Source organism: Marinobacter sediminum, from assembly GCF_023657445.1.
Classification (GTDB): Bacteria; Pseudomonadota; Gammaproteobacteria; order Pseudomonadales; family Oleiphilaceae; genus Marinobacter; species Marinobacter sediminum_A.
Genome location: NZ_JAGTWY010000001.1, coordinates 2,805,735 through 2,831,496 on the forward strand (window position 1 = coordinate 2,805,735; position 25,762 = coordinate 2,831,496).

Sequence of the window (25,762 nt, forward strand, 5' to 3'; positions counted from 1 at the left end):
TTGTGGGGATTGTGCCCCAGATCAGAAGAAGGTGCCATCAATGGGCGATGAAGCACTGGCGTACAGCTTCTTGGGCATGCGCCCGGCAAGATAGGCCTCACGGCCGGCTTCAATCGCAAGGCGCATGGCATTGGCCATTTTGATGGGGTCCTTTGCCTGGGCAATGGCCGTGTTCATCAGCACACCATCACACCCGAGCTCCATAGCAATCGTTGCATCCGATGCCGTGCCCACTCCCGCATCAACCAAAACCGGTACGCGAGCATTTTCAACGATCAGGCGGATGTTATAGCGGTTCTGGATACCAAGCCCGGAGCCAATGGGAGCACCCAGAGGCATGATGGCAACGCAGCCCATTTCTTCCAGGCGTTTGGCAAGCAGGGGATCGTCCGAGCAATAGACCATCACCTTGAACCCGTCCCTGATCAATTCCTCGGCGGCAACCAGGGTCTCGGTCATGTTCGGATAGAGGGTCTTCTCCTCACCGAGCACTTCAAGCTTGACCAGGTCGTGACCATCGAGAAGTTCCCGGGCCAGTTTACAGGTACGGACGGCGTCTTTGGCCGTGAAACAACCCGCCGTATTGGGCAGGATGGTGTAGCGTTCCGGAGAAATCACATCAAGCAGATTCGGCTCATCCGGGTTCTGCCCCAGGTTGGTCCGGCGGACAGCCACGGTCACGATCTCGGCATCACTGGTCTCGATCGCATGGCCGGTTTCCATCAGGTCATGGTATTTTCCGGTACCGACCAGAAGACGTGACTTATAGACACGCCCGGCAATTTCTAGGGGTTTGTCTTCGGGAAGCAGAATCTCGGGAGTCTCGCTCATAACGTTCCTGGAGTTGTTCGATTGTATTGGTAGTCGAGGTCACATTGGCGGGCCGAATCCGGCCAGGCCAGGTTTTACTTGAAGCCTCAGCCGCCGCCGATGGCCCGGACGACTTCAACGCGGTCGCCCTCACGAAGGGTGAATTCCGCGTGCTGGCTCCGGGGCACAATATCTTCGTTCACCTCCACCGCAAGGCGCTTACCCACCAGGGTCATCGTCTCAATCAATGTCCCAACGGTCGCTCCGGCGGGGAGCTCCATGGCATCACCGTTTACCTGCACCTGCATATACTGTCCTCACCTCTGTTCTTTTCAAGCAACTTGCAAGGCGCCTCTACCGGCGCAATCCGGCGGCCGCCACCAATGCCCAGCCAACCATAAAAAACACACCGCCCACTGGGGTGACCGGACCGATCCAGCGGACATCTGTGAGCACCAGAACGTACAGACTGCCGCAAAAAAGCAGTATGCCCACCACGAAAGAAGCGGCCGCCAGCCCAAGCAGGCGACGGTTTAAAGCCAGCCCGGAAAGCAGTGCCACCAGCACCAATGCAATGGAGTGATACATCTGATAGGTGGCCGCTGTTTGAAAGACGTCAACGCTTCGCTCACTGACAACGCCACGTAGCCCATGCGCACCAAAGGCTCCCGCCATTACCGCAAGCAGTGCAAACGCGGCACCAAGCACAAGGGGCATAGGCATCAGGCCCGTTGAACGGGTTTCTACGCGTTCAGCAGTCACAGTGGATCTTTTCTCCAGTATCCAGGTTCATCATAGTCAGAGCACCGCCCCAGACGCAGCCGGTGTCCAGCGCAACAAACTGGTCATGCCCGGTTCGGCCTTCGAGCGCTGCCCAATGCCCGAAGAGTACCTGGACATCATCCTGCCGGGAAAACCGGAACCACGGTGCAAACCCTGCAGGAGCACTGTCCTCGGATTCCTTGGTCGCCAGCTCCAGTGTGCCGTCTTCTGCAATGAACCGCATTCTCGTGAAATAGTTGGTTATGATTCGCCAGCGATCCATGCCCGCAAGTGCATCATGCCAGCATTCCGGCTGGTTGCCGTACATGTGGGTGAAGTATTCCCCGGCACCATCACCAGCGATGACAGCCTCCACTTCCCGAGCAAAGCTCATGGCACGATCAACACTCCAGATATGTGGCAGGCCTGCATGGGCCATGATCAGGTTGCGGTCCGGATCATGAATGCACAGATGCTGCTGGCGCAACCAGACAATGAGCCTGTCCCGGTCCGGTGCATCGAGAATGTCTGACAGGGTGTCTTTCTTGCGCGTCTGGTGGCCACCGAGGGCCACCGCAAGCAGGTGCAGATCGTGATTACCCAACACCACAACCGCTGAACTGCCGAGGCTTTCGATATAACGCAAGGTTGCCAGTGACGACGGCCCCCGGTTGATCAGGTCCCCTGCCACCCAGAGACGATCCCTGGACGGAGAAAAGTCGACCTTCGCCAGCACATCCCGCAAACGATCATAACAGCCCTGAATATCGCCAATGGCGTAATCAGTCATCACTTGCCTCGTTGCCAGTAGTCATTTCCGCTTTCTCGTCAACCAGCAAGTCAGCAATCCTCACGAAATCCGCAAGACTGAGATTTTCCGGCCGCAGGCCGTCATCTATTTCCAGACGCCGAAGCTGTTCAACGGAAATCATGCCACCGAGTGCCTTGCGTAGCGTTTTGCGCCGGGCATTGAACGCTGTCCGGACCACGGCCTTAAGGGTGCCGAAATCTTTGGCCGGATACGGCAGTGTCTCATGGGGCACCAGGCGAACAATCGCAGAATCCACCTTCGGTGCCGGGCGGAAAGCGCCGGAACCAACTTCGAACAGCGGCTGCACTTTACAGAAATACTGGGCCATGATGCCCAGGCGACCATAGTTATTATCACCGGACACTGCGGCCAGCCGCTGGACCACTTCCTTCTGCAACATAAAGTGCATATCTTTCACCACACTGGCCTGGGACAGCAGATGAAAAATCAGCGGTGTGGAAATGTTGTAGGGCAGGTTCCCGATGATACGAAGGGGTTTGCCGTTGTCCACCAGCTGACTGAAATCGAACGTCAGTGCATCAGCTTCGTGGATACGGAAATCCGGGAAGTTGAAGAACTTGGTCCGCAACACCGGGATCAGGTCACGATCCAGCTCAACAACCTGCAGTTTCGGGTTAATCGCCAGAATTTCCTCGGTAATCGCCCCCAGACCGGGACCAATTTCCACGATGGCGTCATCCGGTTTCGGATTGATCGCGCGGACGATGCGCTCGATCACACCGGGATCATGCAGGAAGTTCTGACCAAACCGTTTTCGGGCCTGATGGCCGGGTTTATTGCTCACGGGCGATTCTCTTGATTAGCGGCTTTCCGGCACAGGGCCATGTGTGCTCCAACGCGAATGGCTGTGTGCAGGCTGCCAGCATCGGCCTTGCCGGTTCCAGCAAGATCCAGCGCGGTGCCATGGTCAACGGAGGTGCGGACAACAGGAAGCCCCAGGGTGATGTTAACCGCACGGCCAAAGCCCTGAAATTTCAGTACCGGCAAGCCCTGGTCGTGGTACATGGCCAGCACGGCATCGGCCTCATCCAGCCAGTGTGGTGTGAAGAGGGTGTCTGCTGGCAGGGGCCCGGTCAGACGGATGCCTTCCTGCCTAAGTGACGCCAGTGTTGGCTCAATGATCTCAATTTCCTCACGGCCCAGATGGCCACCCTCTCCAGCATGGGGATTCAGGCCCGCCACCAGGATACGGGGCCGCTCAATGCCGAAAAAGGTTTTCAGATCGGCGTCAAGGATCCGGGTTACCTCGGTCAGCCGTTCCGGCGTGATGGCCGCTGACACGTCCTTCAGCGGTAAGTGGGTGGTTACCAATGCTACTCGCAACTCGTCCGTCGCCAGCATCATGACCACGCGGTCCACACCACAGATTTCCTGTAGAAACTCGGTGTGGCCGCTGAAGGGGATACCTGCCTCATTGATCACCCCTTTATGAACCGGCGCGGTCACCATGCCGTCAAAATCGCCAGACAGACAGCCCTCGGTCGCAACTTTCAGGGTCTCGATCACGTAACGACTGTTGCCTGGATCGAGCACACCGGCTGCACTGCTGACACAACCATCAACGGACAGGACCGAGAGTTGACCCGCGCGGGTCTCAGGCAGCTCGCCGGGCTGCCAGTCACGCAGACAGACATCAAGCCCCATCGAGGCAGCTCGAGTCGCCAGCAAGGACTTGCTGGCGACAATAACTATACCCGCATCGCGGGGTTCCGCCGCGAGCCCAAGGCACAACTCCGGACCAATACCTGCGGGTTCACCCGCGGTCAGGGCCAGGATTACCGGGTCACTCATGAGTTGGCGCTCTCTCCTTCAGAAGCCTCGTCCCGGACGTACTCACCCTTGAACTCGACAAAAGCCTCGTCGCGAATCTCTCGCAACCAGTTCTGCAGTTCGGTATCGAATTTGCGGCGGTAGATGGCCTGACGCGCTTCGGACTGTTTCACCTCACCGCTTATGTCCTTCTGCCGGCGCTCCTGCACTTGCAGAATGTGCCATCCAAACTGTGACCGAACGGGACCTTTGAGCTGACCGATATCGGCTTCCAGCATGGCCCGTTCAAATGCCGGAACCATCTGCCCCCGGCTCACCCAGCCCAGGCTGCCGCCATCGGAACCCGAGACCGGGTCATCAGAGTGCTCCCGCGCCAGTTCTGAAAAATCGGCTCCGTTCGTCAGCTGCAGGTAGAGCTCCCGGATTTTTGCCTCAGCCTGCATTTCGGTCACTGCCTCGGACGGACGAATCAGGATATGACGCACCTTATGCTGCTGAATGACTTGCTTCTGCTCACCACCACGCTTGTCCATAACCATCACGAGGTGAAAACCACTGTTGTTCTCAAGCACGCGAGACGGCTCTCCCACGGTCAGCTCAGGCACGATGGGAGCAACCAGCGATGGTAGCTGGCTTTCGGCCCGCCAGCCCATGTCACCCCCTTCAAGTGCATTACTGGCATCGGATTCCGCCACGGCAACTTCCCGGAAATCCCGGCCGTTGGCAATCTGTTGCCTGAGGTTTTCAGCTTTGTCCCGGGCCGCAGACACTGACGCGTCACTGGCGGGGTTATCCACTTCAATAAAGATGTAAGCAAGGCGGTATTCGGCATCATTGCCACCCCTGGCTTCCTGCGCCTGCAGATAGTTGGTCACCTCCCGGTCGGTGACCCGCACACGATTGCCCACCTGACGCTGCTGAACCCGGCTGGTCAGCATTTCATTACGGATCTGCTCACGGGCCTGGCGATAGGAAACACCTTCCGCCGACAGTTGTTGTTCGAACTGAGCCAGTGTCATGCCATTACGCTCGGCAATGTTGGCCATGGTCTCGTTCAGCTCGTTATCACTGATCCGTATGCCCATCTTTTCCGCCATCTGGAGCTGGATAGATTCGGTGATCAGCTGGTCAAGTACCCGCTGTTCAAGAATCTGACGGGGAGGCAGGCCAGTCCCCTGGGCGCTCAGCCTCTCGGTAATGGTGTTGATCCTGGTTTCAAGCTGGGTCTGAAGGATAACGTCGTTGTCCACGATGGTGACAACCTGATCGAGCAGCTTGCGCTCTGCCTGCACGGCCAGCGAGAGGGTAACCGCCACAACCATCAGCAACGTTTTTACAGCATGGCGAAGAGTCGCCTTCATAAACACCTCATGATAATAAATGAACTGCGGGCACTATGCCCGCGGTTAGTCCTGATACAGGTCAGGGAGTTCCAAACCGGCGACTTTCCCGCTCATCGAAACCGTAGATAGCCTGAGAGATTGGGGCCGACGAGCCACCACTGCCGCCCAGACCCTTGAGCTGAATCTGGAACAGTAACCGGCTGTCCAGTTCCTGGTCGTCTGTCAGATAGTTCTGGTGCACAACCTGAACACTCCAGCAACAGTTGTTGTATTCCATGCCTGCCAGCGAACCCACGGTCCGGTCGAGCCGTGAGTCGTAAACCCAGCGGCCTATCAGGCTAACACGATCCGTAACCGGGAAAACCGCCGCCACGTCCGACTGTTCGAGTTCATCCCTGCTGTAGGTATGTCCCAGGCTGGCAAGATAACGATAATCCTCGGAGTGAAACACCAGCTGACTTCGCCCCTCCTCGGTGTCGCCGGTATCCGGATCCCACAGCCCGGACGAGCGGATTTCCAGCGTATCGATCGGATTGAGGATCACCTCACCCGCCAGCGGTGAGCGGCTACGGGTACTGGCGCCCTCACCGAAGAGATTGACTTTGCGATCTTCGAAATACTGAATCTGGCCAATGCTGAAACGGGCCCGCTCCGCCCCCGTGACCAGGTCATTGAAGCGACTGGTGAGCGCAACAGTCAACTGGTTGGCGTCGCCAACCCGGTCGCCGCCAGTAAATCGGTCACGCTGAAACAGCTGATCGAAACGGAAAGCCTGAACATCCGTATCGAAGTCCGGGATATCGTTCTGATCGGCTTCAGCATCCACCCAGGCATAATAGAGCCTGGGCTCCAGCGTCTGGTTGTAAGGCACATCGAACAGGCTGGACCGACGGTCAAAATAGAGGCCATTATCCCACTCCGCTACCGGGATTGCTCGATCAAAGCCGCCATCCCCGAGAGTGTAATCTTCCAGTTCGTATCGGGTGTAATCCACACTGACGGAGGGCCGGCTGAAGCCCCACAACGTGCGCAGAGGTACTGCCAACTCCGGAATGGCGCGCAGGCGCTGGCCATTGGCCCGGTCCAGACCGGTGAGATTTTCGTTGTCCCGGTAGAACCAGGTGTACTGGCTTTCTATCCCGGCTTCCAGCCAGCCCAGTTCGGTGAGGCCTCCGTACAGAATTTCTGGCAACTGGGCGTATGGCTTGTTCACATCCGCTATTCGTTCCGGAACCGTCTGGTAATCGTTCAGATAGGTTTCGAAATATTGCTGACTGTCCTGATAACGGACCCCACCCTTGCGTTGCAGGTGAGTTGTCTGATTGATTTCCAGGCTGCGGTTCAGGTCGCCCAGGTAATCCTCGTCGCTGACCACAGAGAAATCCCCATAGCCGTTCCATCCTGCACCGAAACGGGCACGGGTCGAGGCGTCAAGCGCCCAGCGCTCACCACTTTCCCCGGGATTGTCCTCGGTATAGGCGGAATCGTTTCCGATATAGCCAACCTGCAACACGGTCTCGCCAAAGCGACTGAGGTACCGGCCTTCCGCTTCGTTAAAAAAGCCACGACCATGAATGTACTGAGGCGTCAGGGTAGCATCGTAATGCGGGGCAAGATTGAGGTAATAGGGCGCTGCCAGAAACGCGCCACTGCCAGCACTGGAGGAACCAAACTGGGGGTACAGAAAGCCCGTCTTGCGCCGGTCATCGATTGGGAAACTTGCCCAGGGCCAGTAAAAAACCGGAACGTCCAGTATCTCGAGCCGGACATGCTTCGCGGTGCCAAAGCCCTCTGCGCGGTCCAGCCGAATATCCGATGCGACGATCGCCCAGTCATTCTGTTGTGGCCCACAGGTGGTGAGCATGCCGTCGCGGATCACCACCTTCTCATCCGCCAGTCGAGTCAGGCTGTCGGCACTGCCACGCATCTCCGGGCCATGAAGAAGAAAGGTCGCGGTATTGATGTCAAAACGACCGGAATCAACATTGTAATCAGCACGTTCCCCCGTCAGCAGGAAGCCATCACCGCGACTGACCAGCGGGCCCTGTAAAGATACCTTACCCTCGGACTGATTGTATCTTGCCTCAGAACCACTTACCTGGAAGGTGCCCTGTCGGAGTCGCACATCACCCTCAAGATACAGCTCCCGATCGATCTCATAGCGGGCATTCAGGCCGCTGGCTTCAAGCGGAGCCTGCTGACCCTCACCATCGCCGAACACGCCAACGGCTTTGCCACCGTCGCCAGATGGCAGATAGCCGCCTTCACAGAATACCGGCAAGGTATCACGCGCCGATGCCGGCAGCTGGGATTTGGGGCGCCAGTCGATTTCCGCCGCTGTCGGGGGTGTCTCGGCCCGAACCTGAATCGCAACCATACCAATAAACCCTGCCACCAGCGCCTGACCTAATCGGCGCTGCAGCCGGCGGACCGGCAGGTGCAGAGGGCAATCGGAAGTGGGCACAGTCGCGGGTTCCTGTTCCGGGTGAATGACTGGACGGGTATCGTTAACAGCCGCCTAGTTTACACGTGCCCCCCGGGGTTGTTAACGGAAACTCCGCTGCAAAACCGTTTTACCCTCTTTATACTCCTCTGCTAACTTTCGCTGTCAGCGACCACTCATTTTTTCAGGGTAGTAACCGGAACCATGGACATCCGCCTGCAGTTGCTGACCAAGTGGGTCAGACAGTTCTCCGGCTTTGAACAGACGACGGCAGAGCCGGTCTCCGGCGACGCCAGTTTTCGACGGTATTTCCGTGTCAGACGCACAGGTGCCAATGGTCAAACATCGCCGTTCCTTGTGATGGATGCCCCGCCTGAACACGAGGACTGCGAACCGTTTATTGCCATTGCCCGCCACTGGCACCAGCACGGTGTCGCCGTTCCAGATATCCTGCAGGAAGACCTCGCCCAGGGCTTTCTGTTAATCGAAGATTTTGGCGACCAGCTGATGCTGGGGCAGTTGAATGAAAGCACCGCCGACCCACTCTATCGCGGCGCCCTGACCGAACTTGTCGGTATCCAGCAACTCAACTCGCCAACCGACTACCCGCTACCCCCCTATGATTCAGCGCTGCTGAGCCGGGAAATGGCACTGTTCCCGGACTGGCTGCTGGAGCAGCATCTGGGCCTGGACCTGAGCAACGGCGAGCGTGCGCTGCTCGATACGACCTTCGCCATCCTTGAAGAAAGCGCTCTGGCCCAGCCAGAGGTGACCGTTCACAGAGACTACCATTCACGAAACTTGCTGGTTCGGCCCGGGACGGACCGGCCGGGCGTGATTGATTTTCAGGATGCCGTGACCGGTCCGGTAACTTACGACGCGGTCTCTCTGCTCAAGGACTGTTACATTCAGTGGCCGGAAGAGAAACTGTGCGAATGGCTGGAATTCTTTCGGCAAGACAGCCTGCAGGCGGGACTGCACCGGGCGGACAAAGAAACCTTCCGTCAGTGGTTTGAACTCATGGGCATGCAACGCCACCTCAAGGCAGCCGGGATCTTTGCACGCCTGGCACTCCGTGATGGCAAACATGGCTACCTGAATGACATCCCCCGCACTGTTGGCTACCTGCTCACCGCCAGCAGCCGACAGCCGGCTCTACGTCATTTTCACGAGTGGTTGAGCGAGACAGTGATGCCAGAGATTACACGCCGAATTGCCCCTGCGCCGGACAGGGCGCAATGAAACCCTTGAAAGCAATGATCCTGGCCGCCGGCAGGGGCGAGCGCATGCGGCCGCTGACGCTGACCACGCCGAAACCGTTGCTCAGCGCCGGCGGCAAGCCGCTGATCGTTCATCACCTGGAGCACCTGAACCGTGCCGGCTACCGGGACGTGGTGATCAATCATGCCTGGCTCGGGGAACAGATCGAGTTTACTCTGGGCACCGGTGATCGCTTCGGTCTTTCCCTTCGCTACTCCCGGGAAGGTGAGCCACTTGAAACGGCCGGAGGTATCGTCCGTGCCCTGCCCCTGCTGACCGAGACAGCGTCCGACTGGTTTCTGGTTATCAATGGCGATATCTGGACTGACTTCGAGCTATCCCTGCTCACACCACCCGAGCAGGGTGATGCGCTTCTGGTGGTTACCGACAACCGCCCACACCATCCCGACGGTGATTTTCACCTGACGGACGATGGCCGATTAACGGGTGAAGGCCGGGAAAAACTGACTTTTACCGGCATCAGCCTGTTGAACCGTCGCCTGTTTGAGGGGCTGGATGAACAGGCCGGAAAGCTGGGTCCTGTTTTGCGCGCCGCCATGGCGCAAGGACGCGTTGCCGGCCTCTATCATCCGGGCGAGTGGGTGGACGTCGGTACGCCGGCAAGGCTTCGTGAACTTGACCAGGCACTCAGGGCCCGGGAGCACTGACACCATGTCTGAAAACGTGAGACAGCCAACTCTGCCCGCCCGACTGGATGCCGAATTCTCCAGCCTGCTTCGGGAACTATCCGCTTGCGGCCACCAGGCTGTCACACTTGTGGACCGTGCCCACCTGCCCCACTGGTGCCGACATCCACTCTTCTTTTTCCTGGGCTACATTGCAAAGGCCGAAGGTCGTGTTACGGAATCGGATATCGGATATGCCGAGCGGCTGATCAAGGCACTGAAACTTTCCCAGCGACAACGCCGACGGGCAATCAACTGGTTCCAGCAAGGGAAAGCTTCACCTCGTATCCCGGCTTTGCGTGGCCTGTCGTTGAAGCTCACACAACGGTTCTGGCCAGGACCCGCCCTGAAAGTGGCTATTTGCCTCTGCCATGCCACCCAGCTCAAGGGCCGCCCGGCAAAACAGCGCCGGTATCGTTGCGAGGATGTCATCGATCAGATGGGGCTGCCGATCGCCATAAGCGACGACATTTTTGAAAGCTACGCCAACAAATTCTGGGTGCGACAGGCCGAAAACATTTCCAAGCCTAAAAGTTACGAACAAGCCTGTGCGCTGCTGGGAGTGACGCGGCGGGATTCACTCGACACGATCAAGCGGACGTATCGCAAGAAGGTCTCGGAATGCCACCCTGACAAGCTGGCACAGCAGGATGTCAGTCCTGCAGAACATGCCACCGCAAAAGAGCGCTTACTGCGCTACCAGCAGGCATGGGAGCTGGTCAAACGGCATCATACGATACGAAGATAGAATTTCAGCGCTCCAGTGATTGCAGCCAGGCATCGATCCGGCTGGCCAGAGACTGGCCGTCTTGCGCCGAGGGCGGCTGTTGAAGCACCACCGGCTGACGTACGAAGTTTTCCAGGCCAGCCCGAAGCAACCTGAGCTCCCTCCGCCTGCCGGGCACTTCACCTTCTACCGGAGAGTTATAGAGTTCCAGCACCGCGGGCACACCGACCTCGCCAAGCCGGGTCGCCAAAACGGCTTCATCCCCGGGATAAAAAACCGGCGCCACCCAGATCATCGCACGAAGGTTCTGGCCGCCCTGCGACAAGGCAACAATGTGGTTGCTGGCCCGACCAACCCCCAACAGGGCGATATTGTCATACTCCCGATTCGCCAGCTCGGTGAGCCCGGCCTCCAGTATCCGGCCAACCCGGTTCCGGTAGGCCGCCTCAGGCCCCCCGTCACCGTCCGCTTCCATGACATCAATCATCACTGAGGATGCCTCGCCCGTGGCGTTTTCAGACTGCTTCCCCGTTAACGCCTGCCTGCTTGCCAGTAACCGCTGCAGCGACGTCGAAGGCGCATCCAGTCCCACCGTCAATACGGCCCAGCCTCTTTCAGCCAGATGCTGAGCCAGACTTCCAGACACTCCCGAGGCCGCCGTCCCGCCGGCGTCCGCCAGAATCAGCAGCGCCCCTTTGGCGGGAAGCGTCTGTTCGGGGTTCAATAACCCGAGGGCGCGGTCCCCCTCTTCCAGCTCCAGCCACACCGCCGCCTCAGGGTATAACCGGCTTAAAGCCATCTCCCCAAGACCGGTTGATACACCGGGACGCTCCTGCGCAGCAATGGCGGACTTCGACGGGCTCTCCCCGGGCTCGTCCTGGGCAAAGGCAATGGCACACGCAAACCACAGGCCCAGCGAAAACACCCGCCACCACCTGACACTGAAATCAATACCGACTCTAGACACAGATTCTGACTCTTTGGCTGCGAAAAAACCGTTCCGAACTGTTAGACTAGCACTCGCTTTTCATGTGCGGCAGGGAACGCTGGCAATGCCATTATCAACCGATTCGTGCGCAAAGTAATTGAGAGAGCCATCATGAACCCTTACCTGATTGCCCCATCCATCCTGTCTGCCGATTTTGCCCGCCTGGGTGAAGAAGTCGATAACGTACTGGCCGCCGGTGCCGACGTTGTTCATTTCGATGTGATGGACAATCACTATGTGCCCAATCTGACCATTGGCCCCATGGTCTGCGAAGCCCTGCGCAAGCATGGCGTGACCGCGCCGATTGATGTGCATCTGATGGTATCCCCGGTCGACGATCTGATCCGCATGTTTATTGATGCCGGCGCGAGCTACATCACTTTCCATCCGGAAGCCAGCAATCACATTGACCGCTCCCTGCAACTGATCCGCGAAGGCGGCTGCAAGGCCGGCCTGGTCTTCAACCCGGCCACGCCGCTGCACTACATGGATCATGTTATGGACAAGCTCGACATGGTACTGATGATGTCGGTAAACCCGGGCTTCGGCGGCCAGAAATTTATTCCAGGCACCCTGGACAAGTTACGGGAAGCGCGTAAGCGTATCGACGCGAGTAACTTCAACATTCGTCTGGAAATTGATGGCGGTGTCAAAACCGAAAACATCCGGGAGATCGCCGAAGCCGGTGCCGACACTTTTGTCGCCGGGTCTGCCATCTTCAAAACCGATGACTACAAGGCCACCATCGATGCCATGCGGGAAGAACTGGAACGGGCGCGCAAGGTGATTGAGCAATGAGCCTGGCGGGACTTTTTAGCTCCCGATGGCCTGGCGTTGCATTGTTCGACCTGGATGGCACCCTGGTAGATAGCGCGCCGGATCTGGCGGCTGCGGTTGACCAGATGCTGGAAAATCTCGGCCGTACCCCGGCTGGCATCGACAAGGTTCGCAACTGGGTTGGTAATGGCGCCAGCGTCCTGATTCGCCGTGCCCTGGCCGGTCAGACCGACTGGGAGCCAGCCGGCCCGAAAGACGATGCCCTGTTCAAGGACGCCCTGGCGATCTTCTACCACGCCTATGAGCAAATTAACGGCCAGCATTCAGTGGTGTACGAAGGCGTGGAAGCTTGCCTTGCAAGGCTCAAGGAGCATGGCTGCAGCCTCGGCGTTGTCACCAACAAGCCCGAACAGTTTGTCGCACCACTGCTGGAGCAGATGGGGCTGGATCACTGGTTTGATATCAGCATCGGTGGCGATACCCTGCCCGTAAAAAAACCGGATCCGGCGCCTTTGCTGCATGCCATGGAGGCGCTTGGCGGCACCCCGGGGACCACGGTGATGGTGGGCGACTCGGCCGCCGACATCAACGCCGCCCTGGCGGCCGGCCTGCCCTGCGTGGCTGTCCGTTATGGCTATAACTTTGGTCAGCCGGTTGATGCCCTTGGCGCAGACGCGGTTGTTGATTCACTGGCCGAGCTTTTGTAATCTCACAAGGACTTTACGTTGATCACTTCACTTCGGGAGATTCCTGCCGTGCAGGGACTGAATCTGATTGCAGCGCGAGGCATCCTCACCACCCGCGCAACACGATGGTGGCGATGGCGCACTGGCTGAACAAGCCCGGCGGCTGACCGGCCAACGACTGTGCAGCCGGCAACCATCTGGACGGCCCTGACGCGAATCAGCGCCGCCCGAACGCATATCAGACTTCAGGAAACCGAGACATGAAACCCGAGCAATTTTCCGAGCTCGCCGAGGCCGGCTTTAACCGTGTTCCCGTCTACCGCGAAGTCCTCGCGGATCTGGACACCCCTCTTAGCACCTACCTGAAACTGGCCAGCGGCCCATACTCCTATCTGTTCGAATCCGTTCAGGGGGGCGAGAAATGGGGCCGTTATTCCATCATCGGCCTGCCCAGTCACGAGGTGTTGAAGGTCTTCGATCACCACGTCGAAATTCGGCGTGGCGGCGAACTGGTGGAAGAAGCCGAGGTCGAGGACCCGCTGGCATTTGTGGAGCAGTATCAGGCCCGGTTTAACGCACCGGACCTGGAACAGCTACCCCGGTTTAACGGTGGTCTGGTCGGCTACTTTGGTTACGACACCGTGCGTTACATCGAGAAGCGCCTGCGCAAGAGCTGCCCACCGGATAAAATCGGCACACCGGACATTCTGCTGATGGTGTCGGACGAGATCGTCGTGTTCGATAATCTCAGGGGCAAGCTGCACCTGATCGTTCACGTTGATCCCTCGGTTGAAGCTGCCTATGAAAACGCACAGGCGCGGATTGATGAACTGGAAAACCGTCTGCACCGGCAAACGGCAGATGCGCCCCGAACGCCAGAGCATCTTCGCGGCAAGACGGTAGACGAAAGTGATTTTGTCTCCGGCTTCACCCAGGATAAATTCGAATCCGCTGTCGGCAAGATCAAGGAGTACGTGCTGGACGGTGACGTGATGCAGACCGTCATTTCCCAGCGCATGTCCATCCCGTTTGAGGCGCCGCCGCTGAATCTCTACCGGTCACTGCGGGTGCTCAATCCGTCGCCTTACATGTACTTCCTGGATCTGGAAGACTTCCACATTGTCGGCTCCTCCCCGGAAATACTTGCACGGGTGGAGGATGAGGAAGTGACCGTCCGCCCCATCGCCGGAACCCGCAAGCGTGGCGCCACCGATGCTGAAGACAAGGCTCTGGAAACCGAATTACTGGCGGACCCGAAAGAGATCGCCGAACACCTGATGCTGATCGATCTGGGCCGAAATGATGCCGGACGTGTCTCGGAAACCGGTACCGTGCGGCTGACCGACAAGATGATCGTGGAACGCTACTCCCACGTCATGCATATCGTTTCCAATGTCACCGGCCGTCTCAACGCGAATACCAGCTGCCTGGATGTGCTCCGGGCCACATTGCCCGCTGGCACCCTCAGTGGCGCGCCGAAAATTCGCGCCATGGAAATCATTGACGAGCTGGAGCCCGTGAAGCGGGGCGTATACGGCGGTGCCGTTGGCTACCTCTCCTTCAACGGCAACATGGACACGGCTATCGCCATTCGTACCGCGGTGATCAAGGACAACACCCTGCACATTCAGGCTGGTGCTGGCGTGGTTGCCGATTCGGTCCCCCGCCTTGAGTGGAAGGAAACCATGAACAAGGGCCGCGCGATCTTCCGTGCAGTCGCCATGACCTACAACGATTTCGACCACTGAGGCGAGGGAAAGATTATGCTGCTGATGATCGATAACTACGACTCCTTCACCTACAACGTGGTGCAGTATCTGGCGGAACTTGGCGCAGATGTGCAGGTATACCGTAACGACGAGATTACGGTGGAGGAGATAGAGGCCCTGAAACCGGAACGACTGGTGATATCCCCGGGCCCCTGCACGCCGAACGAGGCGGGCATCTCCATGGCGGCTATCCGCCACTTTGCGGGCAAGCTGCCCATCCTCGGGATCTGCCTCGGGCATCAGGCCATCGGACAGGTCTACGGTGGCGACATCATTCGCGCCGGCCGCGTTATGCACGGCAAGGTATCACCGGTATACCACAAGGATGCCGGTGTCTTCCGCGGACTTAACAACCCCCTGCAGGCAACCCGCTACCACAGCCTGGTCATTGACCAGGAAACCCTGCCGGACTGCCTGGAGGTCACCGCCTGGACCCGCCACGAAGACGGCTCCGTGGAGGAAATCATGGGCGTGCGGCACAAGACCCTGCCCGTTGAGGGTGTGCAGTTCCATCCCGAGTCTATTATGACGGAACAGGGACACGAACTACTGCGCAACTTCCTGCGTAGCTGAGTCAGCCAATAACGACCGAGAGGCCGCATAACATGGACATGAAAGAAGCTCTGAACCGGATTGCCTCCAACCTGGATCTTTCCCGGGACGAAATGAAACAGGTGATGCGTATCGTCATGAACGGCGAGGCGACCGACGCGCAAATCGGGGCCTTTCTCATGGGCCTGCGACTCAAGAGCGAAACCATTGACGAGATCACCGGTGCCACCGAAGTCATGCGTGAGCTGGCTACCGGCGTGACCGTCAGCGCCGAACCGCTGGTGGATATCGTGGGCACCGGGGGCGATGGCGCCAACCTGTTCAACGTCTCCTCCGCCTCGGCCTTTGTTGTTGCCGCCGCGGGTGGTTTTGTCGCCAAGCACGGCAACCGCGGCGTGTCCTCCAAGAGCGGCAGCGCCGACCTGATCGAAAAAGCCGGCATCAACCTCAACATGACACCCGAGCAGGTCGCCCGATGCATCGAGCAGATCGGCGTGGGCTTCATGTTTGCTCCGGCCCATCATGGCGCCATGAAGTACGCTATCGGCCCGCGCAAGGAGCTCGGCTGCCGGACCATCTTCAATATCCTCGGCCCCATGACCAACCCCGCCGGCGTCAAACGCCAGCTTCTGGGCGTATTCAACAAGGATCTCTGCCGGCCCATGGCAGAAGTGCTTCAACGCCTCGGCTCCGAGCACATCATGGTGGTCTGTTCAAAGGATGGCCTGGATGAAATCAGTCTGGCCAGTCCCACCCACGTGGCCGAGTTGAAAGACGGCAGAATTACCGAATACGACATCACGCCGGAAGATCTGGGCATCAAGAGTCAGTCATTAGTCGGCCTGGCCGTGGAGTCCGCTGACGATTCCCTGAAACTGATTCACGCCGCTTTTGGCCGAGGACACGACGAGATGTCGGAAAAAGCCAGGGATATGATTGCCCTGAACGCTGGTGCGGCGATTTACGTAGCCGGACTCGCCAACACATCGAAGGCCGGTGTCGAGATGGCACTGGATGCCATGGGCTCCGGGCTGGCCGCCGGAAAGATGTCCGAGCTTGCTGATTTTTCCCAGTGTTTCTGAGCGACACCGATCATGACTGACCGACATAACGACCGAACACCGACCATTCTGCGTACGATCATTGAGCGCAAATGGGAAGAAATTGCCTATCGCCGGCCAAGGACGTCCACCGCCGATCTGAAGGCCCAGGCCGGCGATCAGCCACCCGCCCGGGAGTTTGCGGGAGCCCTGCGCCGGCAGATTGGGCAGCAACTGCCCGCGGTGATCGCGGAAGTGAAAAAAGCTTCGCCGAGCAAGGGCGTTCTGCGGGAACCGTTTGAGCCACCAGCCATAGCCGAAAGCTACGAGAAAGGCGGCGCAACCTGCCTGTCCGTGCTGACGGACCGGGATTTTTTCCAGGGCAGCGAGGAATACCTGGTAGCCGCGCGGGCAGCCTGTGGACTACCGGTGATTCGCAAGGACTTCATGGTTGATCCATACCAGGTTTACGAGAGCCGGGCCATCGGTGCCGACTGTATCCTGCTGATCGCCGCCTGCCTGACAAGAGACCAGATGCAGGAAATGGAAGGCATTGCCCATGAAATCGGACTGGACGTGCTGGTGGAAGTGCACGACGGGGAGGAAATGGACGACGCCCTGACACTGCATACGCCGCTGGTGGGCATCAACAATCGTAACCTGCATACGTTCGAGGTATCGCTGGACACAACGTTCGACCTGCACGAGCGGATCAGTGCCGACCGGTTAACCATCACCGAAAGTGGCATCATGAACCGAGAAGATGTCCTGGCCATGACCGACCGGGGCATTTACGGCTTCCTGGTGGGCGAGTCGTTCATGCGGGCCGAAGAGCCCGGCGAAAAACTGCGTGACCTGTTCTTCCCGGAGAGCTGATCAGCTCTCCGGTTCAGCGAGCGCTTCCTGCAATAGTTCCAGGAGGTGCGTCGGCATGCTCTCTGCCAGTTTGAGGGCAGCATCATGCGCCCTCGGCGACATCTTGGCCCAGGTCCGGCGCACGATCCTCAGCCACTTTTCCCGGTCATAATCCGCTTTCTGCTGATAAAATTCCGCGAAGTAGCGCTCCAGGAAAACCATACAGGCCACGTCTTCCAATAACTGGGTGTCGGCATCCCTGCGCAGCTCACGCTTGGTCAGGATGGTTTCCACCTTCTCGCACTCCGCATGCCTGTAGCCGCACGTCGCCATGACCTCTGCAGCCCGGCGCCCGTGCATGCGGCCACACGCCTGACGCCATTCATAGTAAGCTTTGCGTCCTTCCGGATAGTCACTTCTTGGCATGGTCCAGCGTTCAATGTGCTGGGCCCGGCAGGCAATCTGCAGGCGCTCGGACGGGGCCGCCTCAAGCTCGAACAACCAGCGGGTCATGTGCAGGCTGTAGGCGTACTCCCTGGGCAGTGACTCGCCGTTGACGGTTTCCCGGTTCGGATCGGCCTGGTTTGCGGCATCAATTTTGTCCAACGCACAGGTTAATGGTGCCGAGGCAGTCATGCCCTACTCCTGTCGATCAGTGGCGATTTCAAGGATACCCCTCGTGGTTAACGCGTTACCATCGTCTGGGCGTGTTTGACCAGATCATCCGGGTTCTCCACCCGTTCCGGTTTGCGGGCACCAGCCTGACAGCCGGGACGGGTCCAAAGCTCGTCAATCCAGCGGTTCAGGTGTTCCAGCCCGTCCACGGAAGCCCCAGACCATTTGTGGGTGCGAACCCAGCACCAGTTGGCAAAATCGGCAATGGTGATCTCGTCCCCGGCCAGATACCGGGATTCCGCCAGACGAGTATCCAGAACCTCAAACAGGCGGCGGCATTCGTGCTGATAGCGATCAATGGCCGGCTGGATCTTCTCCGGGAAATACCGGTAGAACACATTGGCCTGGCCCATCATCGGGCCAACGCCGCCCATCTGGAACATCAACCACTGCAGGGCGCGCGACCGAATCCTCGGGTCACCCGGATAGAACTGACCATACTTCTCGGCCAGATAAATCATGATGGCGCCGGACTCGAAGACGACAAAATCATCGTTGTCCCGGTCAACGATCACCGGGATGCGGCCATTGGGGTTCATCGCCAGGAACTCTGGCGTTTTCTGCTCTCCCTTGGACAGGTCGACAGGAATCAGGTTGTACTCGGCGCCCATCTCCTCCAGCAATACAGATACTTTATGACCGTTGGGAGTGGGCGAGGTATATAGATCAATCAAGGCGTTCTCCTGGCAGGAAGTGTTGGCGGCGGCGCAGTCAGACCTGCGCCGATGGACGCGACTTGATGCGGTCGTACCAGGCCTGGAGGTTGGTCTGTTCCGGATTGATGCGGATGTTGACCACCCGGGCAAAGGCAATGGCGGTAAAGGCGTTAATATCCGCCGCCGTGAAACGATCGCAACAGATATATTCTTTACCTTCGAGATGCTTATCGAGGAAGCCCATGAACTTTTCCACCTGCTGACCGCACTCCTCACCCCATTCCTTGACCGGATTCATACGATCCTTGAAATAGCCGCTGGTATGCTGGAAGCACATACCCGTGGGCAGGAACAAAAACAGTTCAATCCACCGCAGCCACTGTTCCAGCTTCGCCTTTTCCAACGGGGTATCACCCAGCAGACTCGGCGCCTCCGGGTAGCTCTCCTCGAAGTAGCGACAAATCGCCATGGTTTCGGCAATGCAAGTGCCGTCATCCAGCTCCATTACCGGGACTTTTTTCATCGGGTTCCGGGCGGCGTATTCCGGGGTCAGGTTCTCGCCCTTTGCCAGGTCAATCTGAACAAACTCCGCCATGTCCAGCAGGCCCTTCTCGGCCATAAACATACGGACTCGGCGAGGATTAGGGGCGGTTTTGGTCTCGAAGATTTTCATTGTTGTTGGCTCCGTTCCGGGGGTTTTTTGGGCGGTCACAAATAAAAGACAAGAGAAGAGCCTGCCCCGAACAAAGAGTTGCGTCAAGCAACCAACATTAACGGATCAGCCATTCATCCAGCTGACGCAGTACCCACTCAGGCTCATCCATTACCAGATCATGCCCGGCGTCCGGATGCAGCTTCAGGGTCCACTGCCAGCGCTGCTCGATAGCCGAACTGCACTTCCAGTGCACGAGTCTGTCACCACGGCTTGCCAACACCAGGGCCTCGGGCAGAGGCCGCTTGCTGGCCGGCCGGAAGCGGGCCGCCGCCGCCAGCTGGTTAAGTGCGTTGCGGCTGCTGACAGGGCGCTGCCGCTGAATGCGATACCACTGCTTGGCCAATTCCAGAGGCACATCACGATTGGAGCTCAGCCTGAGAATGTCTCTTTCCCGATCGAACAGCTCGCGGCGAACGATCAGCCTCACGATTCGGGGCCAGGTCGCCGGGCGCATCCGTCGCCAGGGTGGACTGAATCCGGAGCTGGCATTGATCAGAACAAGGTTCTGAATCTCTCCTGTCGGCACATGCTGGGCCCAATCAAGAGCGACCATTGCGCCCATCGACAGGCCAAGAAGACTGAACGGTTTTGGAATATGCCTCACTTGCCTGCAAACAGCCTCACGGATACCGGCAATGGTATCGGGACTGGCTTCCCGGAAATGCACGCCCGTTCCGGGCAGGTCGACCGCATGAAAGCGGTGATCCGGAAATGATGTGTGCAGGCGTCGAGGGAAGTCACCCCAGTGGGCCTGTTCACGGGTTAGCCCCCGCAGCAGAATCCAGTCCATGCTATTGCGAATCCCGGCACCAGTCCATGATGGTGGTTTCCCTCAGCATGGGCTCCTCCGTCCCGGCGAGCAACCAGTTTTCATGGCTGGCAGGGGCATTACGCATAATGCTTAACCCCTCAGGATTGCTGCCTTGGTTCAGCGACATAACACCCGGATCGAGCCAGTGGATGGCAACCCGACGACCAATCCCTTCCTGTCCATGCCCCTACCCAAAAAATCGGAACTTAGCTTCCAACTGCCACAAAACGTTGACTTTCCCCGAGAAAATGCGTCTTTTTACGTATTAACAAGAGACACATTTAATCTAACAGACTTGTAAGTTTGCTCAGGATCCTTATGCTAAAAAACAGATCGTGACAGGGCGTTCATAATTTGTTTACTAACTCGTACTACTCAAAAAACACTCTTCATAACATCTGTATGGGTCATACCCACGTCCTGTCTGAACCTCTCGTGAACCATCAACTCAAAGTGGAGAAATGACTATGCGAAAGCTTACGTCCGCTTTTTTGCTGTGCGCAGCTGCTGCGCCTGCGCTCGCCCAAGCCGACGAATGCGGCCAGGTTTCAATCACCGAAATGAACTGGGCATCCGCTTCCGTTGTTACCAACGTTGCTAAATTCGTTATGGAACAGGGCTACGGCTGTGAAGTGAACGTTGTTCCTTCTGATACCGTGCCGGCCGTAACGTCGGTCGCCGAAAACGGCGAGCCGGACATTGTCACCGAGCTGTGGCTGAACTCCGCCGGTGAGGTCTACACCCGCCTCGAATCGCAAGGCAAGGTCGAAACTCTCGGTAAAGTCCTGACACCTGGTGGTGTTGAAGGATGGTGGATTCCGACCTACCTGGCCGAGGCCCATCCGGAGCTGAAAACCATCGAAGGCATCATGGCCAACCCGGAGCTGGTGGATGCCCGTTTCAATAACTGCCCGGACGGCTGGGGCTGCCGCATCGTCAATGACAACCTGATCAAAGCACTCGACCTGGAAGCGTCCGGTGTGGAGGTGTTCAACCACGGTTCCGGTGAAACACTGTCTTCATCCATGGCCTCCGCGGTAGGTAATGGCGAGCCCTGGTTCGGCTACTATTGGGGCCCCACTGTGCCGCTCGGCAAGTTTGATATGACCCGTGTTAATCTGGGCGAATATAATCAAGCAGCCCACGACGCCAATCAGAACCGGGACAATGAAAACCCGAAGGTCTCCGATTTCCCGGCCGCAGATGTGGTGACCGCCGTCACTACGGACTTCCGCGAGCGGCAACCTGAGGTTGCCGATATGCTCAGCAAAATGACCTTCGAAACCGACACCATGAGCAAGGTTCTGGCCTGGAAGAGCGACAACAATGCTTCTGCTGAAGAGGCCGCCGTATACTTCCTGAGCAAAAACGGTCAAACCTGGAAGGAGTGGCTCAACGATTCAGCGCGCGAGAAGCTCGCCGCCATCCTTGGCAGCTGATTCTTTCCGGTTGTGACAGGGCCGCCAGCGGCCCTGTCTGCTTTTATTCCTAAATAACCCGATGTCCGTTGACCTGGCGGAGATACGCACAGGAACCTGACGAATCATGGCTACTTACGATTCCCTTTTCTCCTCACTCGGTCTGAAAGACTGGTGTTCCGCGGGCAAGAGCGACGCCCCCATGTCGATGGCGCAACTGCTATCGAAGACAAAAGGCGAAGAAACTCCCGAAACGTCGATTTGGGATTTGCCGTTCCCCTCCATGGATGCCCTCAACGAAGCCTGTCCAAACTTTCCGCAGTCGCGGGAGCTGACCAAGGGGCTTGAAGAGGGATTCCTCGCCATCAAGGACAACCTCAGCATTATCCTTGACCCCATTACCCAACCTTTGAGCTGGGCCCTGGATGGCACCCTTTACGCAATGCTGAGCGCTCCCTGGTGGATCATCATCCCATTGCTGCTGGTGGTGGTATTTCTGGTGAGCAAATCCTGGAAACTGGTTTGCTTTGTTGCGGTCAGCTTCGCGACGTTGGCCTTCATCGATTATTACGAGTACGCCATGCAAACCCTCGGTATTATCCTGGTTTGCGCGTTCTTGTGTGTGTTGCTGGGGGTCCCCATCGGTATTGCCATGTCCCGAAGCGACATGATGCAGCGCCTTACCATTCCGGTGCTGGATATGCTGCAGACGCTGCCGCCGTTCGTATACCTGATTCCGCTGATTTTCCTGTTCAGCGTAACCGAATCGAAGCTCTACGGTATTGCCATTATCCTCTACGCCATCGTCCCGGTAATCCGACTGACCAACCTCGGTATCCGCCTGGTAGACAAAGACGTCATTGAGGCCGCCGATGCCTTCGGCATGACACCCAGGCAAAAGCTGTACAAAGTTCAGATTCCGCTGGCACTGCCAAACATCATGGCGGGTGTAAACCAGACCATCATGATGAGTCTGGCCATGGTCGTGATCGCATCCCTGGTCTCGGCTCCTGGACTCGGTGTGCTGGTTCTGCGTGGTATCCGGAACTTGGAACTCGGTGTCGGCCTCGTTTCGGGTCTCGGCATCGTTATCCTGGCGGTTATCCTCGACCGGGTAACCAAAGCTTCTCTGGCACGTATCAATGCCGCCCAAAAGCAGTGAGGACAGTCACGTGGCAAGAGATATCAAGATTTCAATCAAGAACCTCTACAAGATTTTTGGCCCTACGCCGGACGTAGCACTGGAGTATGTGCAACGAGGCATGAACAAGGCAGATCTGCTTGAAAAGCAGAACCACGTTCTGGGTCTCCGTGACATCAATGTGGACATGCGTGACGGTGAAATCACTGTCATCATGGGGCTCTCGGGGTCAGGCAAGTCAACGCTGATACGTCACCTGAACCGGCTGATCGAACCGACAGCCGGTGAGATCCATTTCGATGACGAAGACGTGCTGAGCTATGACGAGTCGCAGTTACGCACCCTTCGTCGCGAGCGCATGTCCATGGTGTTCCAGAAATTCGCCCTGCTTCCGCACCGGACTGTGCTGGAGAATGCCGGAATGGCCATGGACGTTCGAGGCTTCAAAACCGGTGACTTCGAGGGCGAAGCCAGGAAATGGCTGGCCCGGGTAGGCCTGGAAGGTAACGAAAACCAGTATCCTCACCAGTTATCGGGTGGCATGCAGCAGCGGGTGGGAATCGCGCGCGCTCTGGTTTCCAACTCTCCGATCATGCTGATGGATGAGGCATTTTCAGCGCTAGATCCACTGATCCGTTCGGACATGCAGGATCTTTTGCTTGAGCTTCAGGAAGAACTCCACAAGACGATCGTGTTCATCACCCACGACCTCGATGAATCACTGAAGCTTGCCGATCATCTGGTCATTCTTAAAGATGGTGAAGTGATTCAGCAGGGCGATCCTCAGGACATCCTGCTCAATCCAGGCGATCCATACATCGTCGACTTCATCAGTGATATCAACCGGGCTCGTGTACTCCGCGTGCGCTCGGTCATGACCCAGCCTGACCGGGACGATATCGAGTATGCCGGAGACATCCTGGAAACGGATAATCTGGAATCTGTCCTCTCGCTGTCCAAAGGCGATACCGGGCTGACGTTCCGGGTGGTAAGGGATGGCGAGCAGGTAGGCGTCCTGACCATGAAGGATCTGACGCTTGCACTTGTTCCTACAGCGGCTTCGGGAGACAAGAGCAGCAGGGCTGCCTGACCCGGCTGACAGGTTACAAGGCTGCGGGTACAGACTATAGTTAAGGGACTGTCGAGCAAAACGACAAACCGGTCCCTTTAAAATGTCCAGAGCCTTGCTTATAGGGTTGATCCTGGTGCTGACGGCATGTTCGCCATCAGAGGATACTGTTGCTCCCGGTGCGGTGGCGAAGGTAGTCAAAACTGCGCCGGCAAACGCAACAACTGGCGAGGTACCGGGCAGACGTAAAATTATCATCGCCGCCGATCCATGGTGCCCTCATAATTGTGCCGCCGGGGACAATCTTGAGGGCTACATGGTTGAGATAGCTCGGGAAGCATTTGCCCTGGCCAAGCTCGACATAGAGTATGTCAACATGAGCTGGGCCCGAGCGCTGCAACAGGCAAATGATGGTCATATTGACGGGGTCGTGGGGGCATTTAAAGGCGATGCCCCGGATTTTATCTTTCCCGACGAACCCTCAGGCTACTCCCAAACCACCCTGTACACCCACCCAGACAGCAGCTGGACCTGGCAAGGCGTTGAATCCCTGAGGCACCAGACACTCCTTGCGATCAATGGTTACTCTTATTCTCCAGAACTGGACGCTTACATACTGGCAAACCAGGACAATTCCGAACAGGTCTGGGTCATTTCAGGCCCCTCTCCTCTGGACCGTGCCATTGAGCTACTGGAACAAGGTAGATCGGATGTTTTCCCCGAAGATCGACGCGTCATGACATGGGCGCTTAATCACCAAAGCCGGGGAGTTTCCCTGCGAGTAGCCGGACAGTTTCCAAAGTCCCCGGTTTATATTGCCTTTTCACCGATCAATCCAGCGTCCTCCGAGCTCGCCACCACGCTCTCAAAAGGCATATTCAAGCTCCGGGATTCCGGGCGCCTGGAGCAAATTCTGGCACGCTACGGGCTTTCATGGTCAGACTGAAACGCTGTCATTGAGACGCCTTCCGGCGTGGACAGCACCAGCTCTCTGTGAGGCCCTATCCGGCCCCGGGATATCTGGTTCATCAGATTGAGAAAACGATCTTCCTGGGCCATCAATGACGGCGCGCATGCCATTCGGGTCGTTGCCACCTGACTGAACGTCAGGCCGCCTTCACCGCTCAACTGGTAACGACCGGCGTAATGGTTACACGATCCTCGACCCGCTACCCGACTGCCCTCCAGGAAAGCAATGGTAATCCGCGAGCTATCGATGATCCCGCCTCCGGCCAGATCCTCAACCACCCACTCAGCCCCCCTGAGCAGACGCTCCGGATCGCCGCCACAGCCCTGGAACACCTCGCCATTAACCGTCAACTGCGCCTGATTAGGGAACTGAGCGCCGGACATTGTGTCCTGGCAAAGCTGCCTTGCCACGGTGAGAGTCACTCGCATGCCGTCGGTTTCTGCCAGGAACTTCCGGCCATGCCGGTTTGCAGTCTGGAGTTCCACGGGAAGAGTGAGCGTTTTGTTCTGCTCATAGGGTCGGGTCAACGCGAGTTGATCAGCCTCTACAACAGCGTGCCAGAAAGGCTCATTACCACGGGCCTCAAAGGGCATTTCAATCGCGCCTGGCGACAGACATTCCGGATAGGTCTGCCCACGGACAGTCAGCGTTGCACGCTCCCCCTTGCTCCAGAAACGGGTACTGTCATCGCCGGGAGCCACGTATAGTGCCCCCGAGGCGCTTTCTGAGGGCTTGAGCAATAACCGTTTATCCAGGTAATCAACCCCCAGCAGCCGACTGTCGTCATTCGCTGACACCTCAATATCCAGTTGCCCGCAGGTGTAGTGGCCGCCAATCGGTTCCTTCGGTTCGTTGACGGTGGCACAGCCAGAAAACAGGAGTCCGGCAGCGGCAACGACGGACAACGAAGAAACTCGTCGTGAGTACATGGTCAGTTCCCTTGGTCTTGTGAAGGTCCGGCCATAGTGTAAAACTCCCTGGCGGCAGAGGCTATCCATTACCCGATT

General features: G+C 57.8%; 27 protein-coding genes. 13 read left to right on the forward strand and 14 right to left on the reverse strand.

Annotated elements, in window-relative coordinates:
- Nucleotides 1-21: 21 nt before the first annotated feature.
- The 8 genes from KFJ24_RS13300 to KFJ24_RS13335 all read right to left on the reverse strand — a co-directional run bounded on the left by KFJ24_RS13300 (nt 22) and on the right by KFJ24_RS13335 (nt 7,894).
- Nucleotides 22-831, reverse strand: coding sequence for a thiazole synthase (locus KFJ24_RS13300; RefSeq protein ID WP_250831575.1), 810 nt, complete (start codon nt 829-831; stop codon nt 22-24).
- Nucleotides 832-917: 86 nt separating this feature from the next.
- Nucleotides 918-1,118, reverse strand: coding sequence for a sulfur carrier protein ThiS (gene thiS, locus KFJ24_RS13305; RefSeq protein ID WP_250831576.1), 201 nt, complete (start codon nt 1,116-1,118; stop codon nt 918-920).
- Between the two features lie 46 nt (nt 1,119-1,164).
- Complete coding sequence (locus KFJ24_RS13310; protein WP_250832647.1) at nt 1,165-1,533, reverse strand: DUF423 domain-containing protein; 369 nt, start codon at nt 1,531-1,533, stop codon at nt 1,165-1,167.
- Nucleotides 1,534-1,561: 28 nt separating this feature from the next.
- The gene (locus tag KFJ24_RS13315; RefSeq protein ID WP_250831578.1) at nt 1,562-2,362 is read right to left on the reverse strand and encodes a symmetrical bis(5'-nucleosyl)-tetraphosphatase; all 801 of its coding nucleotides are present in this window, start codon (nt 2,360-2,362) and stop codon (nt 1,562-1,564) included.
- Nucleotides 2,355-3,188: a 16S rRNA (adenine(1518)-N(6)/adenine(1519)-N(6))-dimethyltransferase RsmA gene (gene rsmA / locus KFJ24_RS13320; protein WP_250831579.1), complete on the reverse strand. Its 834-nt coding sequence runs from the start codon at nt 3,186-3,188 to the stop codon at nt 2,355-2,357. Before rsmA ends, KFJ24_RS13315 begins: the two co-directional genes overlap by 8 nt.
- Nucleotides 3,185-4,195, reverse strand: a complete 1,011-nt coding sequence (gene pdxA / locus KFJ24_RS13325) for a 4-hydroxythreonine-4-phosphate dehydrogenase PdxA (protein ID WP_250831580.1) — start codon at nt 4,193-4,195, stop codon at nt 3,185-3,187. Before pdxA ends, rsmA begins: the two co-directional genes overlap by 4 nt.
- Nucleotides 4,192-5,535: a peptidylprolyl isomerase gene (locus tag KFJ24_RS13330; RefSeq protein ID WP_250831581.1), complete on the reverse strand. Its 1,344-nt coding sequence runs from the start codon at nt 5,533-5,535 to the stop codon at nt 4,192-4,194. The genes pdxA and KFJ24_RS13330 overlap by 4 nt, the downstream gene beginning before the upstream one ends.
- A 61-nt stretch (nt 5,536-5,596) precedes the next feature.
- Entirely contained in the window at nt 5,597-7,894 is a 2,298-nt protein-coding gene (locus KFJ24_RS13335) for an LPS-assembly protein LptD (protein WP_250832648.1), read from the reverse strand.
- 270 nt (nt 7,895-8,164) lie between these two features.
- On the opposite strand from KFJ24_RS13335, the gene KFJ24_RS13340 reads away from it, so the two are divergent.
- From KFJ24_RS13340 to KFJ24_RS13350, 3 genes are read left to right on the forward strand one after another with little or no spacing between them, the layout of a single operon-like run.
- On the forward strand, nt 8,165-9,202 hold the full coding sequence (locus KFJ24_RS13340; RefSeq protein ID WP_250831582.1) for an aminoglycoside phosphotransferase family protein: 1,038 nt from the start codon (nt 8,165-8,167) through the stop codon (nt 9,200-9,202).
- 5 nt (nt 9,203-9,207) lie between these two features.
- Nucleotides 9,208-9,888, forward strand: coding sequence for an N-acetylmuramate alpha-1-phosphate uridylyltransferase MurU (gene murU / locus KFJ24_RS13345; protein ID WP_250832650.1), 681 nt, complete (start codon nt 9,208-9,210; stop codon nt 9,886-9,888).
- Nucleotides 9,889-9,892: 4 nt separating this feature from the next.
- Nucleotides 9,893-10,654, forward strand: coding sequence for a DnaJ domain-containing protein (locus KFJ24_RS13350; protein WP_250831583.1), 762 nt, complete (start codon nt 9,893-9,895; stop codon nt 10,652-10,654).
- Nucleotides 10,655-10,658: 4 nt separating this feature from the next.
- On the opposite strand, the gene KFJ24_RS13355 is transcribed toward KFJ24_RS13350, so the two are convergent.
- Nucleotides 10,659-11,600 (reverse strand): DUF3530 family protein, encoded by a 942-nt coding sequence (locus KFJ24_RS13355; RefSeq protein WP_250831584.1) that lies wholly within the window; start codon nt 11,598-11,600, stop codon nt 10,659-10,661.
- 132 nt (nt 11,601-11,732) lie between these two features.
- On the opposite strand from KFJ24_RS13355, the gene rpe reads away from it, so the two are divergent.
- From rpe to trpC, 6 genes are all read left to right on the forward strand, one after another.
- Nucleotides 11,733-12,419 carry a ribulose-phosphate 3-epimerase gene (gene rpe, locus KFJ24_RS13360; protein ID WP_250831585.1) on the forward strand — a complete coding sequence of 229 codons (687 nt, stop codon included), beginning with the start codon at nt 11,733-11,735 and terminating at the stop codon, nt 12,417-12,419.
- A complete protein-coding gene (locus tag KFJ24_RS13365) occupies nt 12,416-13,105 on the forward strand; it encodes a phosphoglycolate phosphatase (protein ID WP_250831586.1) in 690 nt (229 codons plus the stop codon). Before rpe ends, KFJ24_RS13365 begins: the two co-directional genes overlap by 4 nt.
- Nucleotides 13,106-13,344: 239 nt before the next feature.
- Nucleotides 13,345-14,832, forward strand: coding sequence for an anthranilate synthase component I (gene trpE / locus KFJ24_RS13370; RefSeq protein WP_250831587.1), 1,488 nt, complete (start codon nt 13,345-13,347; stop codon nt 14,830-14,832).
- A 15-nt stretch (nt 14,833-14,847) separates the two neighbouring features.
- On the forward strand, nt 14,848-15,426 hold the full coding sequence (locus KFJ24_RS13375) for an aminodeoxychorismate/anthranilate synthase component II (RefSeq protein WP_250831588.1): 579 nt from the start codon (nt 14,848-14,850) through the stop codon (nt 15,424-15,426).
- Between the two features lie 32 nt (nt 15,427-15,458).
- Nucleotides 15,459-16,487: an anthranilate phosphoribosyltransferase gene (gene trpD, locus KFJ24_RS13380; RefSeq protein WP_250831589.1), complete on the forward strand. Its 1,029-nt coding sequence runs from the start codon at nt 15,459-15,461 to the stop codon at nt 16,485-16,487.
- 12 nt (nt 16,488-16,499) lie between these two features.
- Complete coding sequence (trpC, locus tag KFJ24_RS13385) at nt 16,500-17,321, forward strand: indole-3-glycerol phosphate synthase TrpC (protein WP_250831590.1); 822 nt, start codon at nt 16,500-16,502, stop codon at nt 17,319-17,321.
- Here the strand turns inward: trpC and KFJ24_RS13390 are convergent, their stop codons facing one another.
- From KFJ24_RS13390 to KFJ24_RS13405, 4 genes are all read right to left on the reverse strand, one after another.
- Nucleotides 17,322-17,936, reverse strand: coding sequence for a DUF4202 domain-containing protein (locus tag KFJ24_RS13390; RefSeq protein ID WP_250831591.1), 615 nt, complete (start codon nt 17,934-17,936; stop codon nt 17,322-17,324). It lies immediately after the preceding gene.
- Between the two features lie 47 nt (nt 17,937-17,983).
- Nucleotides 17,984-18,649 (reverse strand): glutathione S-transferase family protein, encoded by a 666-nt coding sequence (locus KFJ24_RS13395; RefSeq protein WP_250831592.1) that lies wholly within the window; start codon nt 18,647-18,649, stop codon nt 17,984-17,986.
- A 37-nt stretch (nt 18,650-18,686) separates the two neighbouring features.
- The gene (locus KFJ24_RS13400) at nt 18,687-19,304 is read right to left on the reverse strand and encodes a glutathione S-transferase family protein (RefSeq protein WP_250831593.1); all 618 of its coding nucleotides are present in this window, start codon (nt 19,302-19,304) and stop codon (nt 18,687-18,689) included.
- Nucleotides 19,305-19,401: 97 nt separating this feature from the next.
- Nucleotides 19,402-20,136 (reverse strand): alpha/beta fold hydrolase, encoded by a 735-nt coding sequence (locus KFJ24_RS13405; RefSeq protein WP_250831594.1) that lies wholly within the window; start codon nt 20,134-20,136, stop codon nt 19,402-19,404.
- 488 nt (nt 20,137-20,624) lie between these two features.
- Between KFJ24_RS13405 and KFJ24_RS13410 the strand changes: the two genes are divergently transcribed.
- The 4 genes from KFJ24_RS13410 to KFJ24_RS13425 all read left to right on the forward strand — a co-directional run bounded on the left by KFJ24_RS13410 (nt 20,625) and on the right by KFJ24_RS13425 (nt 24,731).
- Nucleotides 20,625-21,596, forward strand: a complete 972-nt coding sequence (locus KFJ24_RS13410; RefSeq protein WP_250831595.1) for an ABC transporter substrate-binding protein — start codon at nt 20,625-20,627, stop codon at nt 21,594-21,596.
- A gap of 106 nt (nt 21,597-21,702) precedes the next feature.
- Nucleotides 21,703-22,737 (forward strand): ABC transporter permease, encoded by a 1,035-nt coding sequence (locus KFJ24_RS13415; protein ID WP_250831596.1) that lies wholly within the window; start codon nt 21,703-21,705, stop codon nt 22,735-22,737.
- Nucleotides 22,738-22,747: 10 nt separating this feature from the next.
- Nucleotides 22,748-23,806 carry a quaternary amine ABC transporter ATP-binding protein gene (locus tag KFJ24_RS13420; protein WP_250831597.1) on the forward strand — a complete coding sequence of 353 codons (1,059 nt, stop codon included), beginning with the start codon at nt 22,748-22,750 and terminating at the stop codon, nt 23,804-23,806.
- Between the two features lie 82 nt (nt 23,807-23,888).
- Nucleotides 23,889-24,731 (forward strand): substrate-binding periplasmic protein, encoded by an 843-nt coding sequence (locus KFJ24_RS13425; RefSeq protein WP_250831598.1) that lies wholly within the window; start codon nt 23,889-23,891, stop codon nt 24,729-24,731.
- On the opposite strand, the gene KFJ24_RS13430 is transcribed toward KFJ24_RS13425, so the two are convergent.
- Nucleotides 24,707-25,684 carry an META domain-containing protein gene (locus KFJ24_RS13430; RefSeq protein ID WP_250831599.1) on the reverse strand — a complete coding sequence of 326 codons (978 nt, stop codon included), beginning with the start codon at nt 25,682-25,684 and terminating at the stop codon, nt 24,707-24,709. The two genes, KFJ24_RS13425 and KFJ24_RS13430, sit on opposite strands and share 25 nt — an antisense overlap.
- Nucleotides 25,685-25,762: the final 78 nt, after the last annotated feature.